The 20,685-nt window shown below is 69.6% G+C and carries 23 protein-coding genes; 14 read left to right on the top strand and 9 right to left on the bottom strand.

Features of this window, described 5'->3' with window-relative positions; genetic code table 11:
* Window positions 1-14: 14 nt before the first annotated feature.
* On the bottom strand, window positions 15-2,063 hold the full coding sequence (locus BJY17_RS11240; RefSeq protein WP_179551424.1) for an elongation factor G: 2,049 nt from the start codon (window positions 2,061-2,063) through the stop codon (window positions 15-17).
* Window positions 2,064-2,215: 152 nt separating this feature from the next.
* Window positions 2,216-2,974, bottom strand: a complete 759-nt coding sequence (locus BJY17_RS11245) for a DeoR/GlpR family DNA-binding transcription regulator (RefSeq protein WP_179551425.1) — start codon at window positions 2,972-2,974, stop codon at window positions 2,216-2,218.
* A 49-nt stretch (window positions 2,975-3,023) separates the two neighbouring features.
* On the opposite strand from BJY17_RS11245, the gene BJY17_RS11250 reads away from it, so the two are divergent.
* From BJY17_RS11250 to BJY17_RS11270, 5 genes are all read left to right on the top strand, one after another.
* A complete protein-coding gene (locus BJY17_RS11250) occupies window positions 3,024-3,428 on the top strand; it encodes a DUF4406 domain-containing protein (RefSeq protein ID WP_204462636.1) in 405 nt (134 codons plus the stop codon).
* Between the two features lie 68 nt (window positions 3,429-3,496).
* On the top strand, window positions 3,497-4,492 hold the full coding sequence (gene cofD, locus BJY17_RS11255) for a 2-phospho-L-lactate transferase (protein ID WP_179551427.1): 996 nt from the start codon (window positions 3,497-3,499) through the stop codon (window positions 4,490-4,492).
* Window positions 4,493-4,599: 107 nt separating this feature from the next.
* Window positions 4,600-5,604 (top strand): putative F420-0 ABC transporter substrate-binding protein, encoded by a 1,005-nt coding sequence (locus tag BJY17_RS11260; protein WP_179551428.1) that lies wholly within the window; start codon window positions 4,600-4,602, stop codon window positions 5,602-5,604.
* Window positions 5,605-5,726: 122 nt separating this feature from the next.
* Window positions 5,727-6,743, top strand: coding sequence for a putative F420-0 ABC transporter permease subunit (locus tag BJY17_RS11265; protein WP_322789817.1), 1,017 nt, complete (start codon window positions 5,727-5,729; stop codon window positions 6,741-6,743).
* Window positions 6,740-7,561, top strand: a complete 822-nt coding sequence (locus BJY17_RS11270) for an ATP-binding cassette domain-containing protein (RefSeq protein ID WP_179551430.1) — start codon at window positions 6,740-6,742, stop codon at window positions 7,559-7,561. Before BJY17_RS11265 ends, BJY17_RS11270 begins: the two co-directional genes overlap by 4 nt.
* Before the next feature lie 24 nt (window positions 7,562-7,585).
* Here the strand turns inward: BJY17_RS11270 and BJY17_RS11275 are convergent, their stop codons facing one another.
* Together BJY17_RS11275 and BJY17_RS11280 are read right to left on the bottom strand one after the other, a co-directional pair.
* Window positions 7,586-7,729 (bottom strand): hypothetical protein, encoded by a 144-nt coding sequence (locus tag BJY17_RS11275; protein WP_179551431.1) that lies wholly within the window; start codon window positions 7,727-7,729, stop codon window positions 7,586-7,588.
* A gap of 332 nt (window positions 7,730-8,061) precedes the next feature.
* Window positions 8,062-8,565, bottom strand: coding sequence for a hypothetical protein (locus BJY17_RS11280; RefSeq protein WP_179551432.1), 504 nt, complete (start codon window positions 8,563-8,565; stop codon window positions 8,062-8,064).
* Window positions 8,566-8,761: 196 nt separating this feature from the next.
* On the opposite strand from BJY17_RS11280, the gene BJY17_RS11285 reads away from it, so the two are divergent.
* Together BJY17_RS11285 and BJY17_RS11290 are read left to right on the top strand one after the other, a co-directional pair.
* A complete protein-coding gene (locus BJY17_RS11285) occupies window positions 8,762-9,157 on the top strand; it encodes a DUF4279 domain-containing protein (RefSeq protein ID WP_179551433.1) in 396 nt (131 codons plus the stop codon).
* 142 nt (window positions 9,158-9,299) lie between these two features.
* Window positions 9,300-9,836: a DUF7010 family protein gene (locus tag BJY17_RS11290; protein ID WP_179551434.1), complete on the top strand. Its 537-nt coding sequence runs from the start codon at window positions 9,300-9,302 to the stop codon at window positions 9,834-9,836.
* A gap of 44 nt (window positions 9,837-9,880) precedes the next feature.
* On the opposite strand, the gene BJY17_RS11295 is transcribed toward BJY17_RS11290, so the two are convergent.
* On the bottom strand, window positions 9,881-10,297 hold the full coding sequence (locus BJY17_RS11295) for an organic hydroperoxide resistance protein (protein ID WP_179551435.1): 417 nt from the start codon (window positions 10,295-10,297) through the stop codon (window positions 9,881-9,883).
* An 86-nt stretch (window positions 10,298-10,383) separates the two neighbouring features.
* Here BJY17_RS11295 and BJY17_RS11300 point away from each other — a divergent pair, with 86 nt between their 5' ends.
* The 5 genes from BJY17_RS11300 to BJY17_RS11320 all read left to right on the top strand — a co-directional run bounded on the left by BJY17_RS11300 (window position 10,384) and on the right by BJY17_RS11320 (window position 14,023).
* Window positions 10,384-10,839, top strand: coding sequence for a MarR family winged helix-turn-helix transcriptional regulator (locus BJY17_RS11300; protein ID WP_179551436.1), 456 nt, complete (start codon window positions 10,384-10,386; stop codon window positions 10,837-10,839).
* Between the two features lie 423 nt (window positions 10,840-11,262).
* The gene (locus tag BJY17_RS11305) at window positions 11,263-11,874 is read left to right on the top strand and encodes a dihydrofolate reductase family protein (RefSeq protein WP_179551437.1); all 612 of its coding nucleotides are present in this window, start codon (window positions 11,263-11,265) and stop codon (window positions 11,872-11,874) included.
* A 176-nt stretch (window positions 11,875-12,050) separates the two neighbouring features.
* Window positions 12,051-12,410 carry an MmcQ/YjbR family DNA-binding protein gene (locus BJY17_RS11310; RefSeq protein WP_179551438.1) on the top strand — a complete coding sequence of 120 codons (360 nt, stop codon included), beginning with the start codon at window positions 12,051-12,053 and terminating at the stop codon, window positions 12,408-12,410.
* Between the two features lie 57 nt (window positions 12,411-12,467).
* Window positions 12,468-12,791, top strand: coding sequence for a YciI family protein (locus BJY17_RS11315; protein WP_179551439.1), 324 nt, complete (start codon window positions 12,468-12,470; stop codon window positions 12,789-12,791).
* The gene (locus BJY17_RS11320) at window positions 12,788-14,023 is read left to right on the top strand and encodes an RNA polymerase sigma factor (protein ID WP_179551440.1); all 1,236 of its coding nucleotides are present in this window, start codon (window positions 12,788-12,790) and stop codon (window positions 14,021-14,023) included. Before BJY17_RS11315 ends, BJY17_RS11320 begins: the two co-directional genes overlap by 4 nt.
* A 120-nt stretch (window positions 14,024-14,143) precedes the next feature.
* Here BJY17_RS11320 and BJY17_RS11325 read toward each other — a convergent pair whose 3' ends face one another.
* A complete protein-coding gene (locus BJY17_RS11325) occupies window positions 14,144-15,241 on the bottom strand; it encodes a DNA glycosylase AlkZ-like family protein (RefSeq protein WP_179551441.1) in 1,098 nt (365 codons plus the stop codon).
* A 175-nt stretch (window positions 15,242-15,416) separates the two neighbouring features.
* Here BJY17_RS11325 and BJY17_RS11330 point away from each other — a divergent pair, with 175 nt between their 5' ends.
* Together BJY17_RS11330 and ggt are read left to right on the top strand one after the other, a co-directional pair.
* Window positions 15,417-15,902 carry a nucleoside/nucleotide kinase family protein gene (locus BJY17_RS11330; RefSeq protein ID WP_179551442.1) on the top strand — a complete coding sequence of 162 codons (486 nt, stop codon included), beginning with the start codon at window positions 15,417-15,419 and terminating at the stop codon, window positions 15,900-15,902.
* 105 nt (window positions 15,903-16,007) lie between these two features.
* Window positions 16,008-17,840, top strand: a complete 1,833-nt coding sequence (gene ggt / locus BJY17_RS11335; protein ID WP_179551443.1) for a gamma-glutamyltransferase — start codon at window positions 16,008-16,010, stop codon at window positions 17,838-17,840.
* Window positions 17,841-17,864: 24 nt separating this feature from the next.
* Here ggt and fgd read toward each other — a convergent pair whose 3' ends face one another.
* From fgd to BJY17_RS11350, 3 genes are all read right to left on the bottom strand, one after another.
* The gene (fgd, locus tag BJY17_RS11340) at window positions 17,865-18,884 is read right to left on the bottom strand and encodes a glucose-6-phosphate dehydrogenase (coenzyme-F420) (RefSeq protein WP_179551444.1); all 1,020 of its coding nucleotides are present in this window, start codon (window positions 18,882-18,884) and stop codon (window positions 17,865-17,867) included.
* Between the two features lie 82 nt (window positions 18,885-18,966).
* The gene (gene cofC / locus BJY17_RS11345) at window positions 18,967-19,653 is read right to left on the bottom strand and encodes a 2-phospho-L-lactate guanylyltransferase (protein ID WP_179551445.1); all 687 of its coding nucleotides are present in this window, start codon (window positions 19,651-19,653) and stop codon (window positions 18,967-18,969) included.
* Window positions 19,650-20,648, bottom strand: a complete 999-nt coding sequence (locus BJY17_RS11350; RefSeq protein ID WP_322789818.1) for a TIGR03557 family F420-dependent LLM class oxidoreductase — start codon at window positions 20,646-20,648, stop codon at window positions 19,650-19,652. Before BJY17_RS11350 ends, cofC begins: the two co-directional genes overlap by 4 nt.
* Between the last annotated feature and the right edge of the window lie 37 nt (window positions 20,649-20,685).

Here is a 20,685-nt window from a genome sequence, read left to right on the forward strand (position 1 = left end):
GCGGGAGCCGCCCGTCACGCCTTCGCGCTGCTCGGCACCTTCGCGTAGTGGTCGGCGCTCATCGTCAGCTCCGCCCGACCGCCCGTGATCGAACGCAGGTCGAGCACGTAGCGCCCGAGCTCGGCCTCCGGCACGTTCGCCACGATGCGGGCGCGGCCGTCGCCGACGACCTCGGTGGCGCTGACCCGCCCGCGGCGACCCGACAGATCGGTCAGCACCGTGCCCTGCAGGTCGCTCGGCACCGTGACGGTCACGAGCGACACGGGCTCGAGCAGCACCGTGCCCGCCTCGGCCAGCGCCGCCTTCGCCCCGATCGAGGCCGCGGTGCGGAACGCCATGTCGGAGGAGTCGACCGAGTGCGACTTGCCGTCGACGAGCTCGACCCGCACGTCGACGACCGGATGCCCCTGCGGACCGCCCGCAGCGAGGGCATCGCGTGCCCCCTTCTCGACGGCCGGGATGTACGACCGCGGCACCGCCCCGCCGACGACGGAGTCGACGAACTCGAAGCCGCCGCCGAGCGGCAGCGGCGAGACCCGCAGCTGCACGACGGCGAACTGGCCGTGCCCGCCCGACTGCTTCTTGAGCCGCCCCTCGACCTCCGCCCTGCCCGCGATCGTCTCGCGGTACGCGATCGGCGCCGGCGAGGTGGTGACGTGCACGCCGAAGACGCGAGCGAGTCGCTCGACGGCGACGTCGAGGTGCGTGTCGCCGAGGCCGCGGAGGATCGCGTGACCGCCCGTGCGGTCGATCACGAGCGTCGGATCCTCGGCGACGATGCGGCCGAGGGAGGTCATGAGCTTCTCGTCGTCGGACTGCGTGGCCGGGGTGAGGCTCAGCGCGAACACCGGTTCGCGATGCGGCAGCGGCGCGGGTTCGGCGCTGCCGCTCGCGCGAGTCCAGAGCAGGGTGCCCGTCGGCGAGCCGGTGAGCTTGGCCACCGCACCGACCTCCCCGGCTCGCAGCACGTCGGCCGGCAGGTGCTCGGCCCCGCGCAGGCGGAAGAGCCCGTGCAGGCGTTCGTCGGCGCCGGTCGTGGCGTTGACCAGCCGATCGCTCGGGTGCACGACGCCCGAGAGCACCTTGAACATCGACACCTGCCCGACGAACGGGTCCGCCACGGTGCGGAAGACGTGCAGCACCGTGTCGCCATCGAGGTTCGGGGCCACCGCGACCTCGGTGCCGCCCATCACGATGCGACCGTCGTGCTCGAGCGCCGACGGCGCGAGGGCGCACACGAGGTCGGCGACCCGGTCGACACCGGCGCCGGTCAGCGCCGAGCACACGACCACCGGGATCGCCCGGCCCGCCGCGACCTCGCGTGCGAGCGTGCGTTCGAGATCGGATGCCGCGGGCTCGCGCCCGTCGAGGTACGCCTCGAGCTGCTCGTCGTCGTGCGACACGATCTCCTCGGTCACCTCGACGTGCAGCCGGTGCTCCTCGGGCTCGACCGCGGCGGGCAGCGCTTCATCGCGATGATGGCCAGTGTCGTCGTAGACGAGTGCCTGCTCACTCAGCACATCGGCGAGCGCGGTGAAGTCGTGCTCCTCGCCGAGCGGCAGCTCGAGCGCCACGAGTCGGTCGCCGAACACCTCGCGGAGCTCCCCGAGCACCCGACGGAAGTCGGCCCGCGCCTTGTCCTCCTGGGTGATGACGACGATGAGCGGCACGGCGGCCGACTGTGCGGCGGCCGCCGCGAAGCGCGTGCCCGCGGTCACGCCGTCGACCGCGCTCACGGTCAGCAACGCGGCATCCGCCACCGCCAGTGCCGTGTCGAGACCGCCGACGAAATCGGGATGGCCCGGCGCGTCGGCCAGGGTCATCGTGTGCTCGACGCCGTCGGGTGCGGCCCAGCCCAGGTGGGCGAGCGAGAGCCCGAGGGTCATGCCTCTCGCGATCTCCTCGGGCTCGTGGTCGCCGGTCGTGGTGCCCTGCTCGACGCTGCCCGCCCTCGGGATCGCGCCGGCGCGCAGCAGCAGCGCTTCGAGCAGGCTCGTCTTGCCGGAACCTGCGGCGCCCACGAGGGCGACGGTCCGGTGGGTGGGGGTCGATGCCGAGTTCATGTGGCCTCCCGCGCCGGTGCGGTGCTGTCCGTCCCATCGTGTACCCGGCGGGCCGCGAGCGCCAGCCTTCTGCGGGCTCGACCCGACGAAACGGCGGTCGCCTCGTGTACCCGGCGGGCCGCGAGCGCCAGCCCTCCGCGAGTCGGTGCGGCTCAGCTCGCCGTGAGGAGCCTGACCCCGGCGCGGTCGAGCTCGAGCATCGCCGGCGAAGCCGCATCCGCATCGGTGACGACTCCCGCCACCTCGTCGAGGGGCAGCACCCGATACGTCGAGGCCGCACCGATCTTCTCGGTGCTCGCGAGCACGTAGGTCTCGGCGGCCGAGCGCGCGAGCGCGCGCTTCATGGCCGCCTCCTCCGCATCGCCCGTGGTGAGGCCGGCCTCGGCGTGCACCCCGGTGACGCCGAGGAAGAACAGGTCGGCGCTCACCTCGCGCAGAGCCTCGACGGCGATCGCGCCGCACGTGACCATCGAGTGCCGGTAGACGCGGCCGCCGATGAGCTGCAGTTCGATGTGCTCGTGCTCGGCGAGCGCCACGGCGATGGTCGGGCTGTGCGTGATGACGGTCGCGTGCAGTGAGCGCGGGAGCGCACCGACGAGGGCGAGCGTGCTCGTGCCGCCGTCGAGCAGCACGGTCGCGCCCGGTTCGATGAGTGCGGCGGCTTCCGCGGCGATGCGGTGCTTGCTCTCGGGCTCGATGCGGGTGCGCGCCTCGTAGGGCGAGGTGGCCGGCGAGGCCGGCAGCGCTCCGCCGTACACGCGCTGGCAGAGGCCCGCCGCCGCGAGTTCGCGGAGGTCGCGGCGGATCGTGTCCTCGGAGATACCCAGATCGGCCGCGGCATCGGCGGCCACGATGCGGCCGTCGCGCTGCAGCAGTTCGAGCAGCAGTTCACGGCGTTGCGCGGTCAACATGCACGTTCCTCCTTGTTTCTACACATTCTTGCACGTTATGGTGGCGAGCATGTCGAAACCACTGCTCATTCTCATCGCCGGCCCCTACCGCTCGGGCACCGACGGCGACCCCGCCCGCATCGCCCGCAACCTCGAACGCCTCGAGCAGGCCTCCTGGCCGATCTACGAACGCGGCCACGTGCCGATGATCGGCGAATGGGTCGCGCTGCCCATCCTGCGCGTGGCGTCGACGGATGCCTCGGGCCACGACGCATCCGCCGGCTCATCGCCCGTCGAGGGCGACGTCATGTACACGACCGCCCACCGTCTGCTGCAGCACTGCGACGCCGTGCTGCGCCTCGAGGGCGCCTCGCACGGCGCCGATCAGGACGTGCGCATCGCGGAGGCCAGGGGCATCCCGGTCTACCGCTCGATCGACGAGATCCCGGTGTTCGCGGCCGACGCCGCGGCCTGACCTCTCGCAGAACCCACGAGTCGTGTGCGAGTCGGGATCGGGCTCGCACACGGCCGTAGGGTTGAACGGTGCAGATCACGGTGCTCGCGGGCGGAGTCGGAGGCTCGCGCTTCGTGCGCGGCGTGCGCGAGGAGTGCGCCAGGCGCTGGCCCGACGGCGACGGGGGCACCGAGGCATCCGTCACCGTGATCGTCAACACGGGCGACGACATCTGGCTCGCCGGCGTGCGCCTCATGCCCGACTTCGACTCGCTCCTCTACTCGCTCGCCGGCGTCAACGACACCGAGCGCGGCTGGGGCCGGGCAGGCGAGACCGAACGCGTCGCCGCAGAGCTGCGCGAGTGGGGCGTCGGCTGGCCATGGTTCACCCTCGGCGACCTCGACCTCGGCACGCACCTCGCGCGCACGGCGTGGCTCCGCGACGGAGCGACGCCCTCCGAGGTGGCGCATCGCCTGCAGCAGCGCTGGCCGCTCGGCGTGCAGCTGGTCCCCGCGACCGACACCGAAGTCGACACCGACGTGCTCGTCGCCGACCCCGACAAGCTCGACGGCGAACGCGAGATGCACTTCCAGGAATGGTGGACCCGCTACCGCGCCACCCTGCCCGCGATCGCGTTCCGGCAGCGGAACATCGAGACGGCCCGCCCGGCACCCGGGGTCGTCGAGGCGATCGTCGGGGCCGACATCGTGCTCATCGCCCCGTCGAACCCGGTCGTCTCGATCGGCACCATCCTCTCCGTACCCGGCATCCGCGAGGCGCTCGCCGAGACCTCGGCGCCCGTGGTCGGCGTCTCGCCGATCATCGGCGGCAAGGTCGTGCGCGGCATGGCCGACGCGTGCCTGCCCGTGATCGGCGTCGAGACGAGCGCCGAGGGGGTCGGCCGGCACTACGGCTCGCGGCGTGAGGGCGGCCTGCTCGACGGATGGCTCGTCGATGAGACGGATGCCGCTGCGCTCGCGCCGCTCCAGGCGATCGGGCTCACCGCGGCATCCGTGCCCCTGTGGATGCGCGACCTCGACACGTCGGCCGACCTCGCCGGTGCGGCGCTCGACCTCGCGGTCTAGGATTGAGCCGACCCGCCGGTCCGGATCTGATCGGCGTGTGCGGCCCGGCATTGGGCTGCGAGTCCCCGACTTGTCGGTGCCCTACTCGCACGCCATCCGGAGGCCTGATGCCCACGTTCCGCTCCCTCTTCATCGCCGCGCCCGTCGCCGCCGTGCTCCTGCTCGCCGGGTGCGCGACCGGAAGTGCCGCCGGCCCCGCCGACGCGGATGCCGCGCCCGACGCCGCGGCATCGGGGTTCCCGCTCACGATCGACAACTGCGGCACCGAGGTCACCTTCGACGCGGCGCCCGAGCGGGTCGTGACGATCAAGTCGTCGACCCTCGAGCTGCTGCTCGCCCTCGGCCTCGGCCTCGAAGACCGTGTCATCGGCTCGGCCTTCAGCGATGGGCCGGCGCCCGAGGCGTACGCCGACGCCGCGGCGGGCATCGACGTGCTCTCCGACAAGGTGCCGTCGCAGGAGGCGACACTCGCCGCAGAGCCCGACCTCGTCTTCGCCGGCTGGGAGTCGAACCTCTCGGCCGAGGGTGCCGGCGATCGCGAGACGCTCGCGAAGCTCGGCGTCGCGAGCTACGTGGCCCCCGCGGCGTGCAAGGGCGAGGGCTACATGCCGAACCCGCTCACCTTCGACGAGGTCTTCCGCGAGTTCGAGGAGGCCGGCGACATCTTCGGCGTTCCGGATGCCGCGGCCGACCTCGTCGCGACCCAGCGCGCCGAGCTCGACGCGATCGAGCCGAACACCGACGGCCTCACGGCGCTCTGGTACAGCTCGGGTGACGAGACGCCGTTCGTCGGCGCGGGCATCGGTGCTCCGCAGATGATCATGGAGGCCGCCGGCCTCGAGAACATCGCGGCCGACGTCGAGGACACGTGGACCTCGATGGGCTGGGAGGCGATCGTCGCCGCGAACCCCGACGTCATCGTGCTCGTCGACGCCGCGTGGAACACCGCCGAGCAGAAGATCGCGCACCTCGAGTCGAACGCGGCGACGGCGGCACTGCCCGCCGTGCAGGCGAAGCGGTACCTCGTCGTCGACTTCCCGGCGACCGAGGCCGGCGTGCGCAACGTCGGCGCGGTCTCGTCGCTCGTCGAGCAGCTCGGGGCGCTCGGCTGATGAAGACCCCGCTGGTTGAGCAGTCTCTGCGGGTTGAGCCTGTCGAAACCGCCCCCGGGGAAGGTTTCGAGACGCTCGCTGCGCTCGCTCCTCAACCCGCGAAGCGGCGGCGCGGCCGCACGGTGCTCTGGGCCGTCGCGCTCGGCGCGGCGCTCGCGGCATCCGTCATCGCGGCCGTCACCATCGGACCGGCCGGACTCGCTCCGAGCGACGTGGTCGCGAGCGTGCTGGCGCACCTCGGCATCGGCGAGCCGACGCTCAGCCCGCTCCGCGACGGCATCGTCTGGGAGCTGCGGATGCCACGGGTGCTCACCGCCGCCGCGGTCGGCGCCGGTCTCGCACTCTGCGGCGCGGTCATGCAGGCGCTCACGCGCAACCCGCTCGCCGATCCGTACCTGCTCGGCCTCTCCTCCGGCGCCTCGGTCGGCGCGGTCGTCGTGATCGTGCTCGGCGTCGGCCTGCTGCTGCCGCTCGCCGCGTTCGCCGGTGCCCTCGCCGCCCTCATCGCGACGCTCGCCCTCGCGGGTGCTGCGGGTCGCGGCTCGAGTCGCGGCCCCGGGGGCGGGCTCTCCCCCACCCGCACCGTGCTCGCCGGGCTCGCCGTCTCGTCGATGTTCGGCGCCGTCACGAGCCTCGTCATCTTCTGGAGCGCCACCGGCGACAGCTACCGCGAGATCCTCAACTGGCTGCTCGGCTCGCTCGCCGGCACCGACTGGGTCTCGGTCGCGATCGCGGGCGGGGCGCTCGTCGCCATCGGCATCCCGCTCATCGCCAGCGCCCGCACCCTCGACGCCTTCGCGTTCGGCGACGCCGCGGCATCCGCGCTCGGGGTGCACGTCGGCCGCAGCCGGGTGCTGCTGCTCGGCGGCACCGCGCTGCTCACCGGGGCGCTCGTCGCCGTGAGCGGATCGATCGGGTTCGTCGGGCTGATCCTTCCGCACGGCGTGCGCCTGCTCGTCGGCTCGCGCCACCGCGCGCTGCTGCCGCTCTCGGCACTCGCGGGCGCGCTGTTCCTGGTCTGGGCCGACACCGCCGCGCGCACGCTCTTCGACCCCAGGGAGCTGCCCGTCGGCATCATCACCGCCCTCATCGGCGGCCCGGTGTTCGCTGTGCTCCTCATGCGACGGAGGGTCTCGTGACCGACGGACTCGACCTCTCCCGCGTGCGCTTCTCGCGCACCGGCCGGCTCATCGTCGATGACGTCGACGTCACGGTTCCCGCCGGTTCCCTCGGCGCGCTCCTCGGCCCGAACGGCGCCGGCAAGTCGACCCTGCTGCACCTCATCGCAGGCATCGAGCGAGCGGATGCCGGTGCGCTCGCGTTCGCCGGCAGCGACCTCGCCGCACTGCGCCGACGCGACCGGGCGCGCCGCATCGCCCTCGCCGAGCAGGAGACGCACGATGCCCCCGAGCTGCGCGTGCACGAAGTCGTCGCGCTCGGGCGCACCCCGCACGTCGGCCCGTGGTCGGGCCTCGGCGAGCGCGATCACGCCGTCGTCGCCGAATCACTCGCGGTGCTCGGCCTCGAGTCGCTCGCGATGCGCGAGTACGCGACGCTCTCGGGCGGCGAACGACAGCGGGTGAACCTCGCGAGGGCGCTCGCGCAGGAACCCGAGCTGCTGCTGCTCGACGAACCGACCAACCACCTCGACGTGCGCGCGCAGCTCACGAGCCTCGAGCTGCTCCGCACGCTCGCCGCCTCGGGGCGCACCGTGCTCGCCGCGCTGCACGATCTCGGCCTCGCGGCTGCGTACGCGGATCACGTCATCGTGCTCGACGGCGGGCGGGTGGTGGCATCCGGCGCCCCGGCCGAGGTGCTCGAACCCGGGCTCATCCGCGAGGTCTGGGGGGTCGAGGTCGAGGTGCTCGCGCATCCCTCGACGGGGCGGCCGATCATCGCCTACTCGGGTGTCTCGTCGGCGCGTGCATCGGAGGTCGCGCTCGACGCGCGCTCGTGACCCGCGGGCCGATGGACTCAGCGCCTACTGCGGCGCATCGACCTCTGCGCGGTCGCGGGTGTTGCGTGCGATCTCCTCGGTCGCGTCCGCGATCCGGCGCAGCGCGCCGATGAGGCTGATGCCGCCGAAGAAGACGCACAGCGCGATGCCGGTCACTAGGAACTCCATGCGGCGAGCATAGGGGGCGATCGGCGTTCCACTTCGGCTTCGGCGCACGCGACGGAGCATCGCTCAACAGCGACGGAGCATCCTCGACGTGAGGAGATCCCCGCAAGGATGTCCTCGAAGAAGTCGGTACCGAAGTACCGAACGCCTGAGGGCATCACGAAGGAGTCAGCGCCGTCACCGTGATCCTGCTCTCACGCGTGAAGCGTTGGGGGCACCGCCACCGGGACAGCTGCCCGGGCGGGGTAGACGGGAATCTCGGCTTGCCGGGTGTCCCTCGGCGCTACGTCTCGTACGCGAGAATCGGTGACCGACCGGCATGCGGACGCCGCTTGTCAAGCGAGTGAGGCGGCTACAAACAGTGAGACCGCCCCCATTCCGAGCCCCACGGAACCCACCACGACAACCATCCACCTGCGAAGGTCCGCGCCACTCTCATCGAACTTGACTCGAAGCCGCTTGAAGATCCGGCGGGACCAGATGAGAAGGCTCGATCCGAACACGATCTGAGCGAGGCCGATTGCGTAGATCGGCCACGCTAGCCACGAGTCTGTCTCGGATCCGATCTCCTGAATGCCGTCCTCCAGCACCGAGCTGACGATCCTGGGCACTGCTACGGCGAGGATGATAATCGCGCCGATGCCCCAAAAACGCATCATGCCGGGCGTGGAGTTCGACGCAGCTTGCTCGCGCATTGATTTCGGGGCAGCGACCGGAAGCGTACGGAGGCCCGCTGCATTCAACCGGGCGAGCGCGGCTGGCCAGAGAATCGCGACCACCGCGACGAGGAGCATGATGGAGAACACAAAGATCACCATCACGAGTGCAGCAAGAGGCATGGCGAGGAGCCTACTGCCAGTAGTTACATCCGATTTCGCCCTTTGCGATCATCGTCAGACACGATCTGAGTAGCGGGGCTTGAACTCTCGACCTCACTGAAGCGACTGCCGACCGGGTTACGAACGCCGTTGATCCTCAGACGTGATGTCGCCCTAGGCTCGGGGCATGATTCGGTCTGGCAGAGCATCACTCGTTGTGACTTCGACCGAAACAGAACCGGAGGCTGTTTCTCAACTGCTCGCGATGGAGCCCAGCGAGGTGAGGCGGAAAGGGACAGCGCTTCGCTCCGGTCGCATTCACGACCACCACGTGTGGTCCATCGATGTCGGAACGCTCGCGAACACCGATGACGATCAGACCGGCACGCGTGCGCTCAGGCAGCTGGTGGACCGAAGCCGCCCTGCGACCGGACGCATCCAGATTCTTCCGGCTGATTGCGAAGTACGGATCTGGTGGTCCGCCGACTCGGACTCGGGTCAGGGCGGGTTCGTGCTGCCCGCAGATCTAGTCGGCCAGATCGCCGAGCTCGGCGTCGACTTGTATGGCACGGTTTATCTCGAGGACGACGAGCCCGCCGAACAACGCGAGTAGGTGAGGCGGGGAGCGACCGGCTTTCGGAAAAGAGGTGGGGTGGAGCCGCGGCGCGGCACTACGCCATGATTGGTCCGGCGCGTTCTGATGAGCGTTGACGCATCTGCCGTAGGTGACTCGGCCCGACTGGATGAGGACCGACGTGGACGTTCTGCAAGCCCAGGCCGACGTGAGGCGTATCTACCGTGGCGGCTTCTCCGGGCCGCTCGTCTCCGCGATCATCTGGGCCGTCGCGGCTGCGGTCTTCTTCTGGGTTTCACCTGCCGCCGGCATGGCTGTGCTGTTCTTCGGTGGCATGTTGATCTTCCCGTTGGCAGCGCTCGTCCTGAAGTTCATGGGTGGCCCCGTTGCGCTCCCGAAGGGTCATCCCTCTGCCGCTTTGGCGATGCAATCCGCCTTCACCGTGCCGCTCGGACTCCTCGTTGCGATCGTGCTCGGCAAGTACGAGCCTCTTCTCTTCTTCCCGGCATCGCTCATCATCGTCGGCGCGCATTACCTCGTGTTCATCTCGCTCTACGGCATGAGGCTGTTCGCAGTTCTTGCAGGTGTGCTCGTTGCGCTCGGCGCGATCACCCTGTTCTTGCTGCCCAACCTCGGCGCAGTCAGCGGGTGGATCGGCGCCGGCATCTTCCTCGTCTTCGCCGTGTTGCTGTTTCGGGCTAGGGACATCGCTCACTAGCCCCGCCCGCAGGCGGATCGCCATCCGGTCCTTAGGGGGCTGAGTCATTCGATCACGATCTCGACGGGCATGTTGCCCTGGGTCGCGTTCGAATAGGGGCAGACCTGATGCGTTGCGTCGATCAGCGCTCGGGCGGAACCTTCCGCAATGTGCTCGGGCAACTCGACCCGAAGGACAGTTGCAAGTGCGAAGCCCGAGCCGCCCACCCTTGGAACCAGGCTCACTTCCGCGGTGACTGCCACGTCGCGGGCGTCGATCGCCATGCGCTTCGCCACTATCCCGAGCGACGTCGAGAAGCAGGCTGCGTACCCCGCAGCGAACAGCTGTTCTGGATTCGTTCCCTCACCAGTTCCGCCCATCTCATTCGGCATGGCGAGCATGACGTCGAGCCGGCCGTCTGATGTGACGGCACGGCTGTCCCGTCCCGAAGACGTGGCTACGGCGGTATATATCGCGTTCATGGGGGTAGCTCCTCAAGTTGTATTGGCAGCAATTTAGTTGTACACAACTCAAATGTGTGCTGTCAAATGGACGTAAGATACTCCCCATGGGAGTCCTGCCCGATGATCTAGCCTGCTTTGCGGTGCATGTCGCTGCACGAGAGCTCGACAACGCCTACCGGCCCGCGCTACGCGAGTTGGGGCTCACGTACCCGCAGTACATGGCCATGCTCGTGTTGTGGGATCGCGATCCACAGACGGTCAAAGAACTCGGCGCCGCGCTGCGATTCGACTCTGGCACGCTGTCACCGCTGCTGAAGCGGCTCGAGGCGGCCGGTTTCGTGACGCGCGAGCGCAGTACCACCGACGAGCGATCCGTGCTGGTACGCCTGACCACACGAGGCCGCAAGCTCGAGGAACGGGGGGAGGATCTCGTGGCAAAGGTCTTCAGCACGTTCCACTACAGCGACCGCGATGCCGACCATCTGCACGAGGAGATGCGCAAGCTCGTCGCCGCCCTTGATGAACGCGCCGCGGAGCTTGGGCCCGGAGCGCGAGGATGATGAGGCCTTCGTCGCTCGAGGAGCGCAGGCGGGCCGAGCTGTTCCCAGTCCATTCGAGTGCCGGACGAACGTTCGCCCACGTAGACGCGGGGTAGACACCCGCCGTCACACAGCGCGGGCGTGTGCCGCGCAGAGCGTATCGGGCAGCGAATGCAGCTCGTTCTCGTTCGACAACGGCTGGGTCCGCGTGCCATTCCACGCCCGTGCACTGGTGAGGTCGTCGGTAGGGCCGCCGACTCCTGGCGGGCAGGTACGGCGAGTAGTCGACGTTCCCGGTGCCGGGATCCGTTCGATCCGGAGTGCTCGCCGTGAGACTTCTTGTCTGAACAGGTTTCTCGATTGGTGTCGGATTCGCGCGGAGTCGTTCGTTGACTTCATGAACGGCCCCCAACGTGGGTGCCGAAGTCATGGAGAACCAGGCCGATGAAACTTACGACGATCACGCAGCTCACTCTGGACGGAGTAACTCAGGGCAACGGCGGCCCAACTGTTGAAGACCTCGAGGGAGGATTCGAACGCGGAGGATGGGCGAGGGGAGCGGGTGACGACACGACCCGCGACCACATTGCCGCGACGTTCCAGCGGGCCGACGCGTTCCTCTTCGGCCGCCGAACATACGACATCCTCCACGAATTCTGGGGCACCATCGAGGACCTGAAACGACACCCGATTGGAGTGGCGTTGAACTCGAAGCCGAAGTACGTGGCATCCAGAACACTGACGGAACCGGAATGGCCGAACACAGCAGTCCTCGGAGACGACCTCTTCGCCGCCATCACGGACCTGAAAGCCAGCGGCGACGGCGAACTGCAAGTACACGGAAGCAGCCGTCTCATCCAGTGGCTCCTCGAGAAGGACCTCGTCGACGAAATGGAACTCATCATCATCCCCGTGGTCCTGGGGCAGGGAGCCCGACTCTTCGCAGACCCAGGTCGAGACATCGCGATGAAGCTGGTCGACTCGCGTTCCGATTCGAAGGGAGTGATGATCCAGACGTATCGGCCCACTGGCCGCCCTGACTACGCAACCTTCTGATGCCGTCCGATCGACGTACACGGCGTGAAGCTGATCCGCGTCCGGGACGGCAGGATCGTCGAGGCGCGCGGCCACGTGAAGGCCTGAGGAAGCCCGCCGTGAAGCGTGACCCCACTCCGCCCCACCTGCACATCCGGGGATCGCTCCGTGTCGGATATGCCTGAGAGGCTGTAGACATGGCGGTCATCGACGACGTTCACGCGCTGGGCGCAGAGTTGGAGCGCTCCTACCATGCCTACGTGCGCGGGCGATTGAAGTTCCGCGTCGGTCGGATGGTCTACGTCGCGTTCTCACTCGACGAGAAAGTGATGGGGTTCGCTTTCCCGAAGGAGGAGCGGGCAGCACTCGTCGGGGGGAACGCGCGCAAGTTCCAGATGCCCTCGGACTCGGATCTGCGCTTCAACTGGGTCCACGCCGATCTCGCAGTCCTCGAGCCGGCCGAGGCCCGCGAGCTCGTCGTCGATGCTTGGCGCATGGTCGTCCCGGCGAAGATCTCGCGCGCCTACGACCTCGCGCATCCCGCTGGCCCGCAATGACATTGACGCGCGACCTGAGTGGGAGCGCTGACACAAACCGAAGGAGAGGATCTTCAGATGCAGTACCTCGTTTCCGTGATCGACGACATGAGCACTCCCGGCAGTTCGGACAAGCGGCCGGGGATCAGCGCGTTCAACGAGCGTCTCATCGCCGACGGCTACTGGGTGTTCGCGGGCGGACTCGCGAACCCTGACGCGGCCACGGTCATCGACAACCGGGGCGAGCAGCAGGTGATCTGCGACGGACCCTTCGTGGAGTCGAAGGAATACCTCGCCGGCCTCTGGGTGTGGGAGGCGCCCGATCTGGATGCTGCACTCACCCTCGCCGCAGAGGCTTCGAAGGTCTGCGACCGGAAGATCGAGGTGCGACCGTTCGCGTGAACGACGCCGAGGACGCGATCACCCGGGCATACCGTGACGAGTGGGCCCGGGTGGTCGCCGGCTTGACCAGACGCTTCGGAAACCTCGACCTCGCCGAGGAGGCCGCGGCCGAGGCCTTCGCGACCGCCGTCGCCCGGTGGCCGGCCGACGGCGTGCCACCCAATCCAGGCGCCTGGCTCACCACCACCGCGAACCGCAAGGGCATCGATCGACTGCGGCGCGAGAACCAACGCGACAGCAAGCACAAGGAGGCTCAGATGGTGTTCGACAACGCACCGCCCGAGTCGATCGGTGCAATTGACGACGACCGGCTCCGGTTGATCTTCACCTGCTGCCATCCGGCGTTGGCGATGGAGAACCGGGTCGCGCTGACCCTGCGCATGATCGGCGGTCTGACCGTGGCCGAGATCGCCCGCGCGTTCCTTGTCCCCGAGAACACGATGGGGCAACGGATAACCCGCGCCAAAGCCAAGATCAAGGCAGCTCGCATCCCTTACCGGATGCCGTCTGCGGCGGATCTCCCGGGACGCGTCTCCGGAGTGCTCGCGGTGCTCTTCCTGGTCTTCAATGAGGGCTACCTGGCGACCGGGCCAGGCGCCGGCCCGGTACGTGCCGACCTGACGGCCGAGGCGATCCGGCTCACTCGCCTGGTCCGTGCCCTCATGCCTGAGGATGGCGAAGTGGCTGGGCTGCTGGCGCTGATGCTCCTCACGGAAGCCCGCCGTACCGCCCGGATCTCGGTCGACGGGGAACTGATTCCGCTCGACGAGCAGGACCGTGGGACCTGGGACCCGACGCTCATTGCTGAGGGTCATCGGCTGGTGCGCGAGCGCCTGGTCGCCGCCGCGGCCGGTCAGGTTCCCGGTCGCTACCAGATCCTCGCGGCGATCGGCGCGGTGCACACGTCCGCCCGTGACATCCGCGACACCGACTGGTCACAGGTCCTCGCCCTTTACGATCAGCTCGTGAACGTCGACTCTTCACCGATCATCGCCCTCAACAGGGCCATCGCGGTCGCCGAACTCGACGGCCCGGAATCGGCACTTGTCACCGTCGATCGGCTCGAAGAGGAGTTGAACGGCTATCACGCGTTCTATGCCACGCGTGCCGACCTGCTGCGCCGGTTGGGCCGCAGCCAAGACGCGCGCGCCGCGTATGACAAAGCCATCGATCTGGCGGGCAATACCGCCGAGACCGCGAACCTGACACGCCGCCGGGACCAGCTGCAGTAGTGCAAACGGCTACGGACTGCACTCGTCGATTCGTCCGTCCGCTCAGGATTCGTGCGCGGGGCAAGGCGGCACCGTCGTTGAGTGCACGTCCGTAAAGGGATCCGCTTGGGGGACGCGGCGTCAGAGAACGTCGGAATGGATCTCGCGACCAAGCACCTCGGCGAGTCTTCCGCGCGCGATCTCGAGCGTGTCGCGCGAGAATGCTCCGTCGTGGGTCGTCACGGTAAGCAGATCCTCGGTGATCTTCCAAGTGCCTTCGACCCGACCGTCGATCAGTACCGGATTGGCGCCGCGGGTGATCTCTGTACGCCGGTCAGGCGGGACGATGTGCACGTCAGCAGTGCCCGCGCCGAGGAGCCACGGATCGAGTCCTGGCAGCAGATGAATGACGCCCGATGCCGGCTCCGACGCCAGATCGTCGACATGGTCTGCATGACAGAGCAGCTCATCGCCTTCGACGTCGATCGTCACGATCTCGTCCTCGAGCATGCGTGCGATCCAGCCCGCGATGCGCTTGCGGCCGGCGCTGAGGCCATCGCCGAGCCAGTATTGCAGGTGGTCGGCAGACGCGGGCCCGTAGGCGGAGAGGTACGCGCGGAGAGCCTGCGGCCCGGCATCCTCGGGTTCCGGAATGCCCGACCAACCGAATGCGACCGTCGGCGACTGCAGCATCAGCACGCCATCCCGCGGTGGGGCAATACTGAGGTCGCCCTGCCATGCGAAGGGCTTGAGGAACGTGCATGACTTATCAGTGAGTGCCACGGTGAGGTGCGAGAATCGCGCGTCACGAACGACCACGTCGGCCAAATCGCGCTGGCTGAGAGGACCGGATGACAGTGCGTCGCGCACGACCGCGCGGAGCACCGGCCAGTCCGCGGGTTCGAGGCGGTAGAACTCGCGCCAGCTCTTCAGTTCCCACTGTCGCCCAACCGCTCGGAGCGCGAGATAGATTCCAGCGTCTTCGGGAACGAGGTAGTTCATCGATCCGCGGAACGCGAATGTCTTGACGAGATGTCCCTCCGCGAACGCAGCCGCTACAGCTCCCGGATGCGGACGTCGCATTCGCGACCCGATCGCGAGCTCGGCGTCTCCCGACCATGACGGCACCGCAACCAGCCGTCGAACCACTTCCCCTACGGAGGTGGCGCCTGGACCGTTCAGAAACTGACGCCGCAGCCGCCACGAGAGGATCTCCCGCCATCCGATCGCCCCGACCATGACGACAAGCTAACCACCGCTCACGAGCAGGTAGCGTGTTCGCATCGCGCCACAGACGACAACCGACGTCGCGTTGTATCGGTGACTGGACAACCGATTGCCGGTTCGCTCCCGCGGCAGCCGATGTCGCGTAGGCGGATCCTCCAACGGCCCCTCCCCCGCGTAGCCTGAGGGGATGACGCGAACGGCCTACGAGGCGCAACCCCGCGACGAACTGCTCGCTGGCATCGTCGAGGAGTTCCTGCACCACGCTTCGCGGGGCCGCCGGCTCATCGCGGTCGAGGCGGCTTCGACGGCCGATGCCGCACGCTTCGCCGATGACCTTGCGGCAGCACTCACCTCGCACGGGCAGACCGTCATCCGCGTCTCGGTCGGCGACGCCGATGAAGCAGCGTTGCGCGCCGACGTGGTGGAGCCCTTCCGCGCGGGCGCCCTGCCCGGGGCATCCGACGACACCGTGCTCGTCGCCGACGGCCGGGGTCTGCTCGACGACGCCGTGCGCGGCATCTGGCACTTCTCGGTCTGGCTGCTCGCGGGCGACGAACTGCCGAACTCCGGCGCATCCGTCATCGTCGACGTCACCGACGAGTCAGCACCGACCCGCGTCTACTACGACTACTGCGCGCTGCCGCCGAGCGTGAACCGGCCCGGGTTGCACTGACCCCGCCGAGGCGTCGCCGGTCTGCGTCAACCCGTTGCCACCGACCCTGCCGAGGTCTACGGTGAGGTCATCTGCCAGGTTGTACCCAATTCGGGGGGTTCCATCATGGTCAACGTCGTCCGCCGCACCGCGCTTCGTCGCCTAAGCGCAGCACTCGCCGCAACGCTCGCGGTCGGTGCGCTCGCCGCCGCCGCTCCGGCTTCCGCGCAGCCGGCCACCGCGGGCCTGGTCGCCGCCGGGCGCCCGGCGCCGCCGGCGCCGTCGACCTCGACGGGCTTCGGCGGCGCCGTGTCATCCGTCGACTCGGAGGCGAGCGCCGTGGGTCTCGAGGTGCTGCGCAAGGGCGGCAACGCCGTCGACGCCGCCGTGGCCACGGCTTCCGCGCTCGGCGTCACCGAGCCCTACAGCGCGGGCATCGGCGGCGGCGGCTACTTCGTGTACTTCGACGCGGCGAGCGGCGAGGTGACCACAATCGACGGGCGGGAGACCGCGCCCGCGACGATGCCGACCGATGCGTTCATCGATCCCGTGACGGGTCAGCCGTACCCCTTCGCCGCCGCCGTGTCGTCGGGACTCTCGGTCGGCGTGCCGGGCACGCTCGCCACCTGGGAGGCCGCGCTCGCCCGCTACGGCACCGAGTCGCTGCACGACATGCTGAAGCCGTCGATCCTGCTCGCCACGCGCGGGTTCCGGGTCGACGAGACGTTCGCCCAGCAGACGGCGGCCAACCAGGCCCGATTCGCGGCGTTCCCCGCCACGGCCGAGCTGTTCCTGCCGAACGACGCACCACCGGTGGTCGGGTCGACCTTCACGAACCCCGACCTGGCGAAGACGCTTCGACAGATCGCGGTGCACGGCACCGACGTCTTCTACGAGGGAGCCCTCGCCGACGAGATCGCCGCGATCGCGCAGGATCCGCAGGTCGATCCGGCGGCGACGCTGCCCGCGTACCCGGGCTTCCTGACGGCCGATGACCTCGCCGACTACGAGGTGCTCGAGCAGGACCCGACGCACCTCGAGTACCGCGGACTCGACGTCTACGGCATGGCGCCGTCGTCGTCGGGCGGCACGACGGTCGGCGAATCGCTGAACATCCTCGAGAACTACGACCTCGCGGGCGAGCAGACGCCGCAGGCCCTGCACCTCTACCTCGAGGCCACCGCCCACGCCTTCGCCGACCGCAACGCCTACGTCGGCGACCCGGCGTTCGTCGACGTGCCGACCGAGACCCTGCTGAGCCAGGACTTCGCCGACGCGCGCGCCTGCCTGATCGATCCGGATGCCGCATCGGTCAAGCCCGTGGCGCCGGCGCCGCTGGACGCGGCGGGCTGCGCGATCGCCGCCGGTGCCGACCCCGTCGACACCGAGAACATCTCGACCACGCACCTCTCGGTCGTCGACCAGTGGGGCAACGCGGTCTCGTACACGCTCACGATCGAGCAGACGGGCGGCTCGGGCATGACCGTGCCGGGGCGCGGATTCCTGCTGAACAACGAGCTCACCGACTTCAACTTCGTGCCGAACCCCGCCGATCCGAACACCGTCGAGCCCGGCAAGCGCCCGCGCTCGTCGATGTCGCCCACGATCGTGCTCGATGGCGGCGACGTGCGCTACGTGGTCGGCTCGCCGGGCGGGTCCACGATCATCACGACCGTGGCGCAGGTGCTCGTGAACCGCATCGACCTCGGCATGACCCTGCCCGAGGCGGTCGCGGTACCGCGGGCATCGCAGCGCAACACCGTGAACATCTCGGCCGAGCAGGCGTTCCTCGACGCCTACGCTGCCGAGCTCGCACCATACGGCCACACGTTCGGACCGCCGGTCGAGATCGGTGCGGTCGCGGCGATCGAGGTCGGCGCCGACGGACTCATGACGGCGGTCGCCGAACCCGTTCGGCGCGGCGGCGGCACGGGGCTGGTGGTCGAACCGGCTCCCTGAGCCCGACCTCGTCGCCCGTGAGAATCAGAGCGCGCGCAGGCGCGGTGCCAGGTCGCGCGCGAAGAGCTCCTGGAATCGCGCCTGATCGTGACCCGGCGCGTGGAAGACGAGGTGGTTGAAGCCCCAGTCGACGTACTGCTTGATGCCGGCGACGACCTCGTCGGGGTCGCTGCCGACGATCCAGCGCTTGGCGATCTGCTCGATCGGCAGGGCATCGGCGGCACGCTCCATCTCGACCGGGTCGGTGATGTCGTGCTTCTGCTCGGCCGAGAGCGACAGCGGCGACCAGAACCGCGTGTTCTCGAGCGCGGCCGTGGCATCGGTGTCGTACGAGACCTTGATCTCGATCATGCGGTCGAGCGCGTCGTAGGAACGACCGCCGGCCGCGACGCCCTCCTTCACCGCAGGGATGAGCTGCTCGGTGTAGAGCTCCATGCCCTTGCCCGAGGTGCAAATGAAGCCGTCGCCCGCGCGACCCGCGTACTTCGCCACGGTCGGGCCGCCTGCGGCGATGTAGACGGGCACCGGGACATCCGGTCGGTCGTAGATCGACGCGTCGTGGGTCGAGTAGTACTCGCCCTCGAAGCTCACCTGCTCGTCGTCGGTCCAGAGCGCGCGCATGAGGCGCACCGACTCGCGGAGCCGCGCGAAGCGCTCGCGGAACTCGGGCCACTGCTGCTCGCCCGCGCCGCGGAAGCCGGTGGCGATCTCGTTCAGCGCCTCGCCGGTGCCGAAGCCCGCGATGATGCGCCCCGGGTGCAGGCAGCCGAGGCTCGCGAACGCCTGCGCGAGCACTGCGGGGTTGTAGCGGAACGTCGGAGTCATGACGCTCGTGCCGATCCTGATGGTCGAGGTGCGCTCGCCGACAGCCGCCATCCAGGTGAGCGAGAACGGCGCGTGCCCGCCGTCGTGCCGCCACGGCTGGAAGTGGTCGCTCGTGAACACCGACTCGAAGCCGTTGGCTTCGGCCGCGACCGCGATCTCCACGAGCTCGCGCGGGGCGAACTGCTCGGCTGAGGCCTTGTATCCGAGGGTGAGCGTCATGCTTCGATCCTCGCACGATCAGCGCGGCTCGGCGCCGCCCGGTCGGGGCTCGGTCGGAGAAGCAGCGTGAACAGCAGCACTGCTAACGAGCGCCGGCGCCGCCCCGCAACGAAATGCCTGCAGCTGCAACCCGCGTCAGCGGTCCGACGCCGAGCGCGAGCGCGTCGGCGAGCGCGTCGATCGTGTCGACGTCGCGCCTGAGACCCGTGGATGCCGCGAGCTCGACGAACCCGGCGGCGGCATGCCGCGCGGCCGAGTCGGCGCCGAAGTGCGGCGCGAGTACGATCCCAGCCGAAGCGGTCGCGAGCGTCGTGCCGGTGCCGTCGGCGTCGCGCACGAAGGCGAGCGGATGCCGCGACGCAGACTCGAGCGCCGCGTCGAGTTGCTCGGGCGCGAGGGCCGGCAGGTCGCCGAGCAGCACGGCCACGGGGCGGAGGTCCGCCTCGTCGTCGCCCACCCGGGCATGGGCGATGGCGTGCGCGATCGCGCGGGTCAGCCCCCGCGGCGCGTCGGCCGGCTCGGGCAGGAACTCGGCCGCGCCGGCGAGCGAGGGGTCATCGCCGACCACGATGACGCGGGCGACCGTGCGAGCGGCGAGTGCCGCGGCGATCGTGTCGAGGGCGAACGCCCGGGCGAGCGCCTCGCGCTCGGCCGGCGACACGGCCGCGGCGAGCCGCGTCTTCGCACCGGCGGGCGCCTTCACGGGGATCACGACGGTCCAGGCGGGGGTCGCGGCCGAGGCCGGCCCCGCGGCATCCGCCGTGGTCATGCCCGGAGCCCGGGCAGCACGTCGCGCCCGAAGACCTCGAGGAACGCGGCCTGGTCGCGGCCCGCGTTGTGCAGGTAGATGCGGTCGAAGCCGAGGTCGAGGTGGCGCTGGATGTCGGCGCGGTGCACGTCGGGGTCGGCCGAGACGACCATGCGGCCGGCGAAGTCCTCGGGGCGCACGGTGCGGGCGAGCTGCTCGAACTCGAAGGGCGAGCGGATGTCGCCGCGCGGGATGCGCAGCCCGCCGTTCGGCCACTCGGTGAGCGCGCCGCGCATCGCCTCCTCATCGGTGGGCGCCCACGAGAGGTGCAGCTGCAGCACCTTCGGCATGCGCGCGGCATCGCGCCCGACCTCGCGCGCGCCCTCGCGGAACCGGGTGAGCAGGGCCGCGAGCTTCTCGGCGGGGGCGCCCGTCGTAATCATGCCGTCGACGGTGCGACCCGCGCGCTTTGCGGTCACCGGACCCGATGCCGCGACGAGGATCTCGGGCGCGACGGCCGGCATCGTCCAGAGTCGGGTCGCCTCGAGCTTGAAGTGCTGGCCGGAGTGGCGCACGTCCCGGCCGGCGAGCGAGCCGGTGAAGAGCTTCCTGATCACGTCGACCGCCTCGAACATGCGGTTGATGCGGTCGGGCGCCTCGGGCCAGTACGGGCCCACGACGTGCTCGTTGAGCGCCTCGCCGGAGCCGAGGCCGAGCCAGTGGCGACCCGGATGCATCGCCGCGAGCGTCGCGCTCGCCTGGGCGACGACGGCCGGATGCATCCGATACCCCGGTGTCGTCACGCCCGGGCCGAAGTCGCCGCGAGTGCGTTCACCGATCGCGCCGAGCACGCTCCACACGAACGAGGACTCGCCCTGCGCGGGAACCCACGGCTGGAAGTGGTCGCTCGCCATGACGCCGCGGAACCCGTGCGACTCGGCGAGCGCGCTGAGCGCGACGGCCTCCGCAGGAGGGAACCGCTCGAGCATGGCGGCGTAGCCGATGTGTGCTGACACGTCTCCATCTTCGCGGGTCGGCGGGGTGTCTGCCGCC

Source organism: Agromyces hippuratus, assembly GCF_013410355.1.
Classification (GTDB): Bacteria; Actinomycetota; Actinomycetes; order Actinomycetales; family Microbacteriaceae; genus Agromyces; species Agromyces hippuratus.

Excerpts from the sequence above, each read along its gene's own strand:
- BJY17_RS11240 (WP_179551424.1), bottom strand. The coding sequence starts at position 2,063 with ATGAACTCGGCATCGACCCCCACCCACCGGACCGTCGCCCTCGTGGGC.
- BJY17_RS11245 (WP_179551425.1), bottom strand. The coding sequence starts at position 2,974 with ATGTTGACCGCGCAACGCCGTGAACTGCTGCTCGAACTGCTGCAGCGC.
- BJY17_RS11250 (WP_204462636.1), top strand. The coding sequence starts at position 3,024 with ATGTCGAAACCACTGCTCATTCTCATCGCCGGCCCCTACCGCTCGGGC.
- BJY17_RS11260 (WP_179551428.1), top strand. The coding sequence starts at position 4,600 with ATGCCCACGTTCCGCTCCCTCTTCATCGCCGCGCCCGTCGCCGCCGTG.
- BJY17_RS11275 (WP_179551431.1), bottom strand. The coding sequence starts at position 7,729 with ATGGAGTTCCTAGTGACCGGCATCGCGCTGTGCGTCTTCTTCGGCGGC.
- BJY17_RS11280 (WP_179551432.1), bottom strand. The coding sequence starts at position 8,565 with ATGCCTCTTGCTGCACTCGTGATGGTGATCTTTGTGTTCTCCATCATG.
- BJY17_RS11295 (WP_179551435.1), bottom strand. The coding sequence starts at position 10,297 with ATGAACGCGATATATACCGCCGTAGCCACGTCTTCGGGACGGGACAGC.
- BJY17_RS11300 (WP_179551436.1), top strand. The coding sequence starts at position 10,384 with ATGGGAGTCCTGCCCGATGATCTAGCCTGCTTTGCGGTGCATGTCGCT.
- BJY17_RS11305 (WP_179551437.1), top strand. The coding sequence starts at position 11,263 with ATGAAACTTACGACGATCACGCAGCTCACTCTGGACGGAGTAACTCAG.
- BJY17_RS11310 (WP_179551438.1), top strand. The coding sequence starts at position 12,051 with ATGGCGGTCATCGACGACGTTCACGCGCTGGGCGCAGAGTTGGAGCGC.
- BJY17_RS11315 (WP_179551439.1), top strand. The coding sequence starts at position 12,468 with ATGCAGTACCTCGTTTCCGTGATCGACGACATGAGCACTCCCGGCAGT.
- BJY17_RS11325 (WP_179551441.1), bottom strand. The coding sequence starts at position 15,241 with ATGGTCGGGGCGATCGGATGGCGGGAGATCCTCTCGTGGCGGCTGCGG.
- BJY17_RS11330 (WP_179551442.1), top strand. The coding sequence starts at position 15,417 with ATGACGCGAACGGCCTACGAGGCGCAACCCCGCGACGAACTGCTCGCT.
- ggt (WP_179551443.1), top strand. The coding sequence starts at position 16,008 with ATGGTCAACGTCGTCCGCCGCACCGCGCTTCGTCGCCTAAGCGCAGCA.
- fgd (WP_179551444.1), bottom strand. The coding sequence starts at position 18,884 with ATGACGCTCACCCTCGGATACAAGGCCTCAGCCGAGCAGTTCGCCCCG.
- cofC (WP_179551445.1), bottom strand. The coding sequence starts at position 19,653 with ATGACCACGGCGGATGCCGCGGGGCCGGCCTCGGCCGCGACCCCCGCC.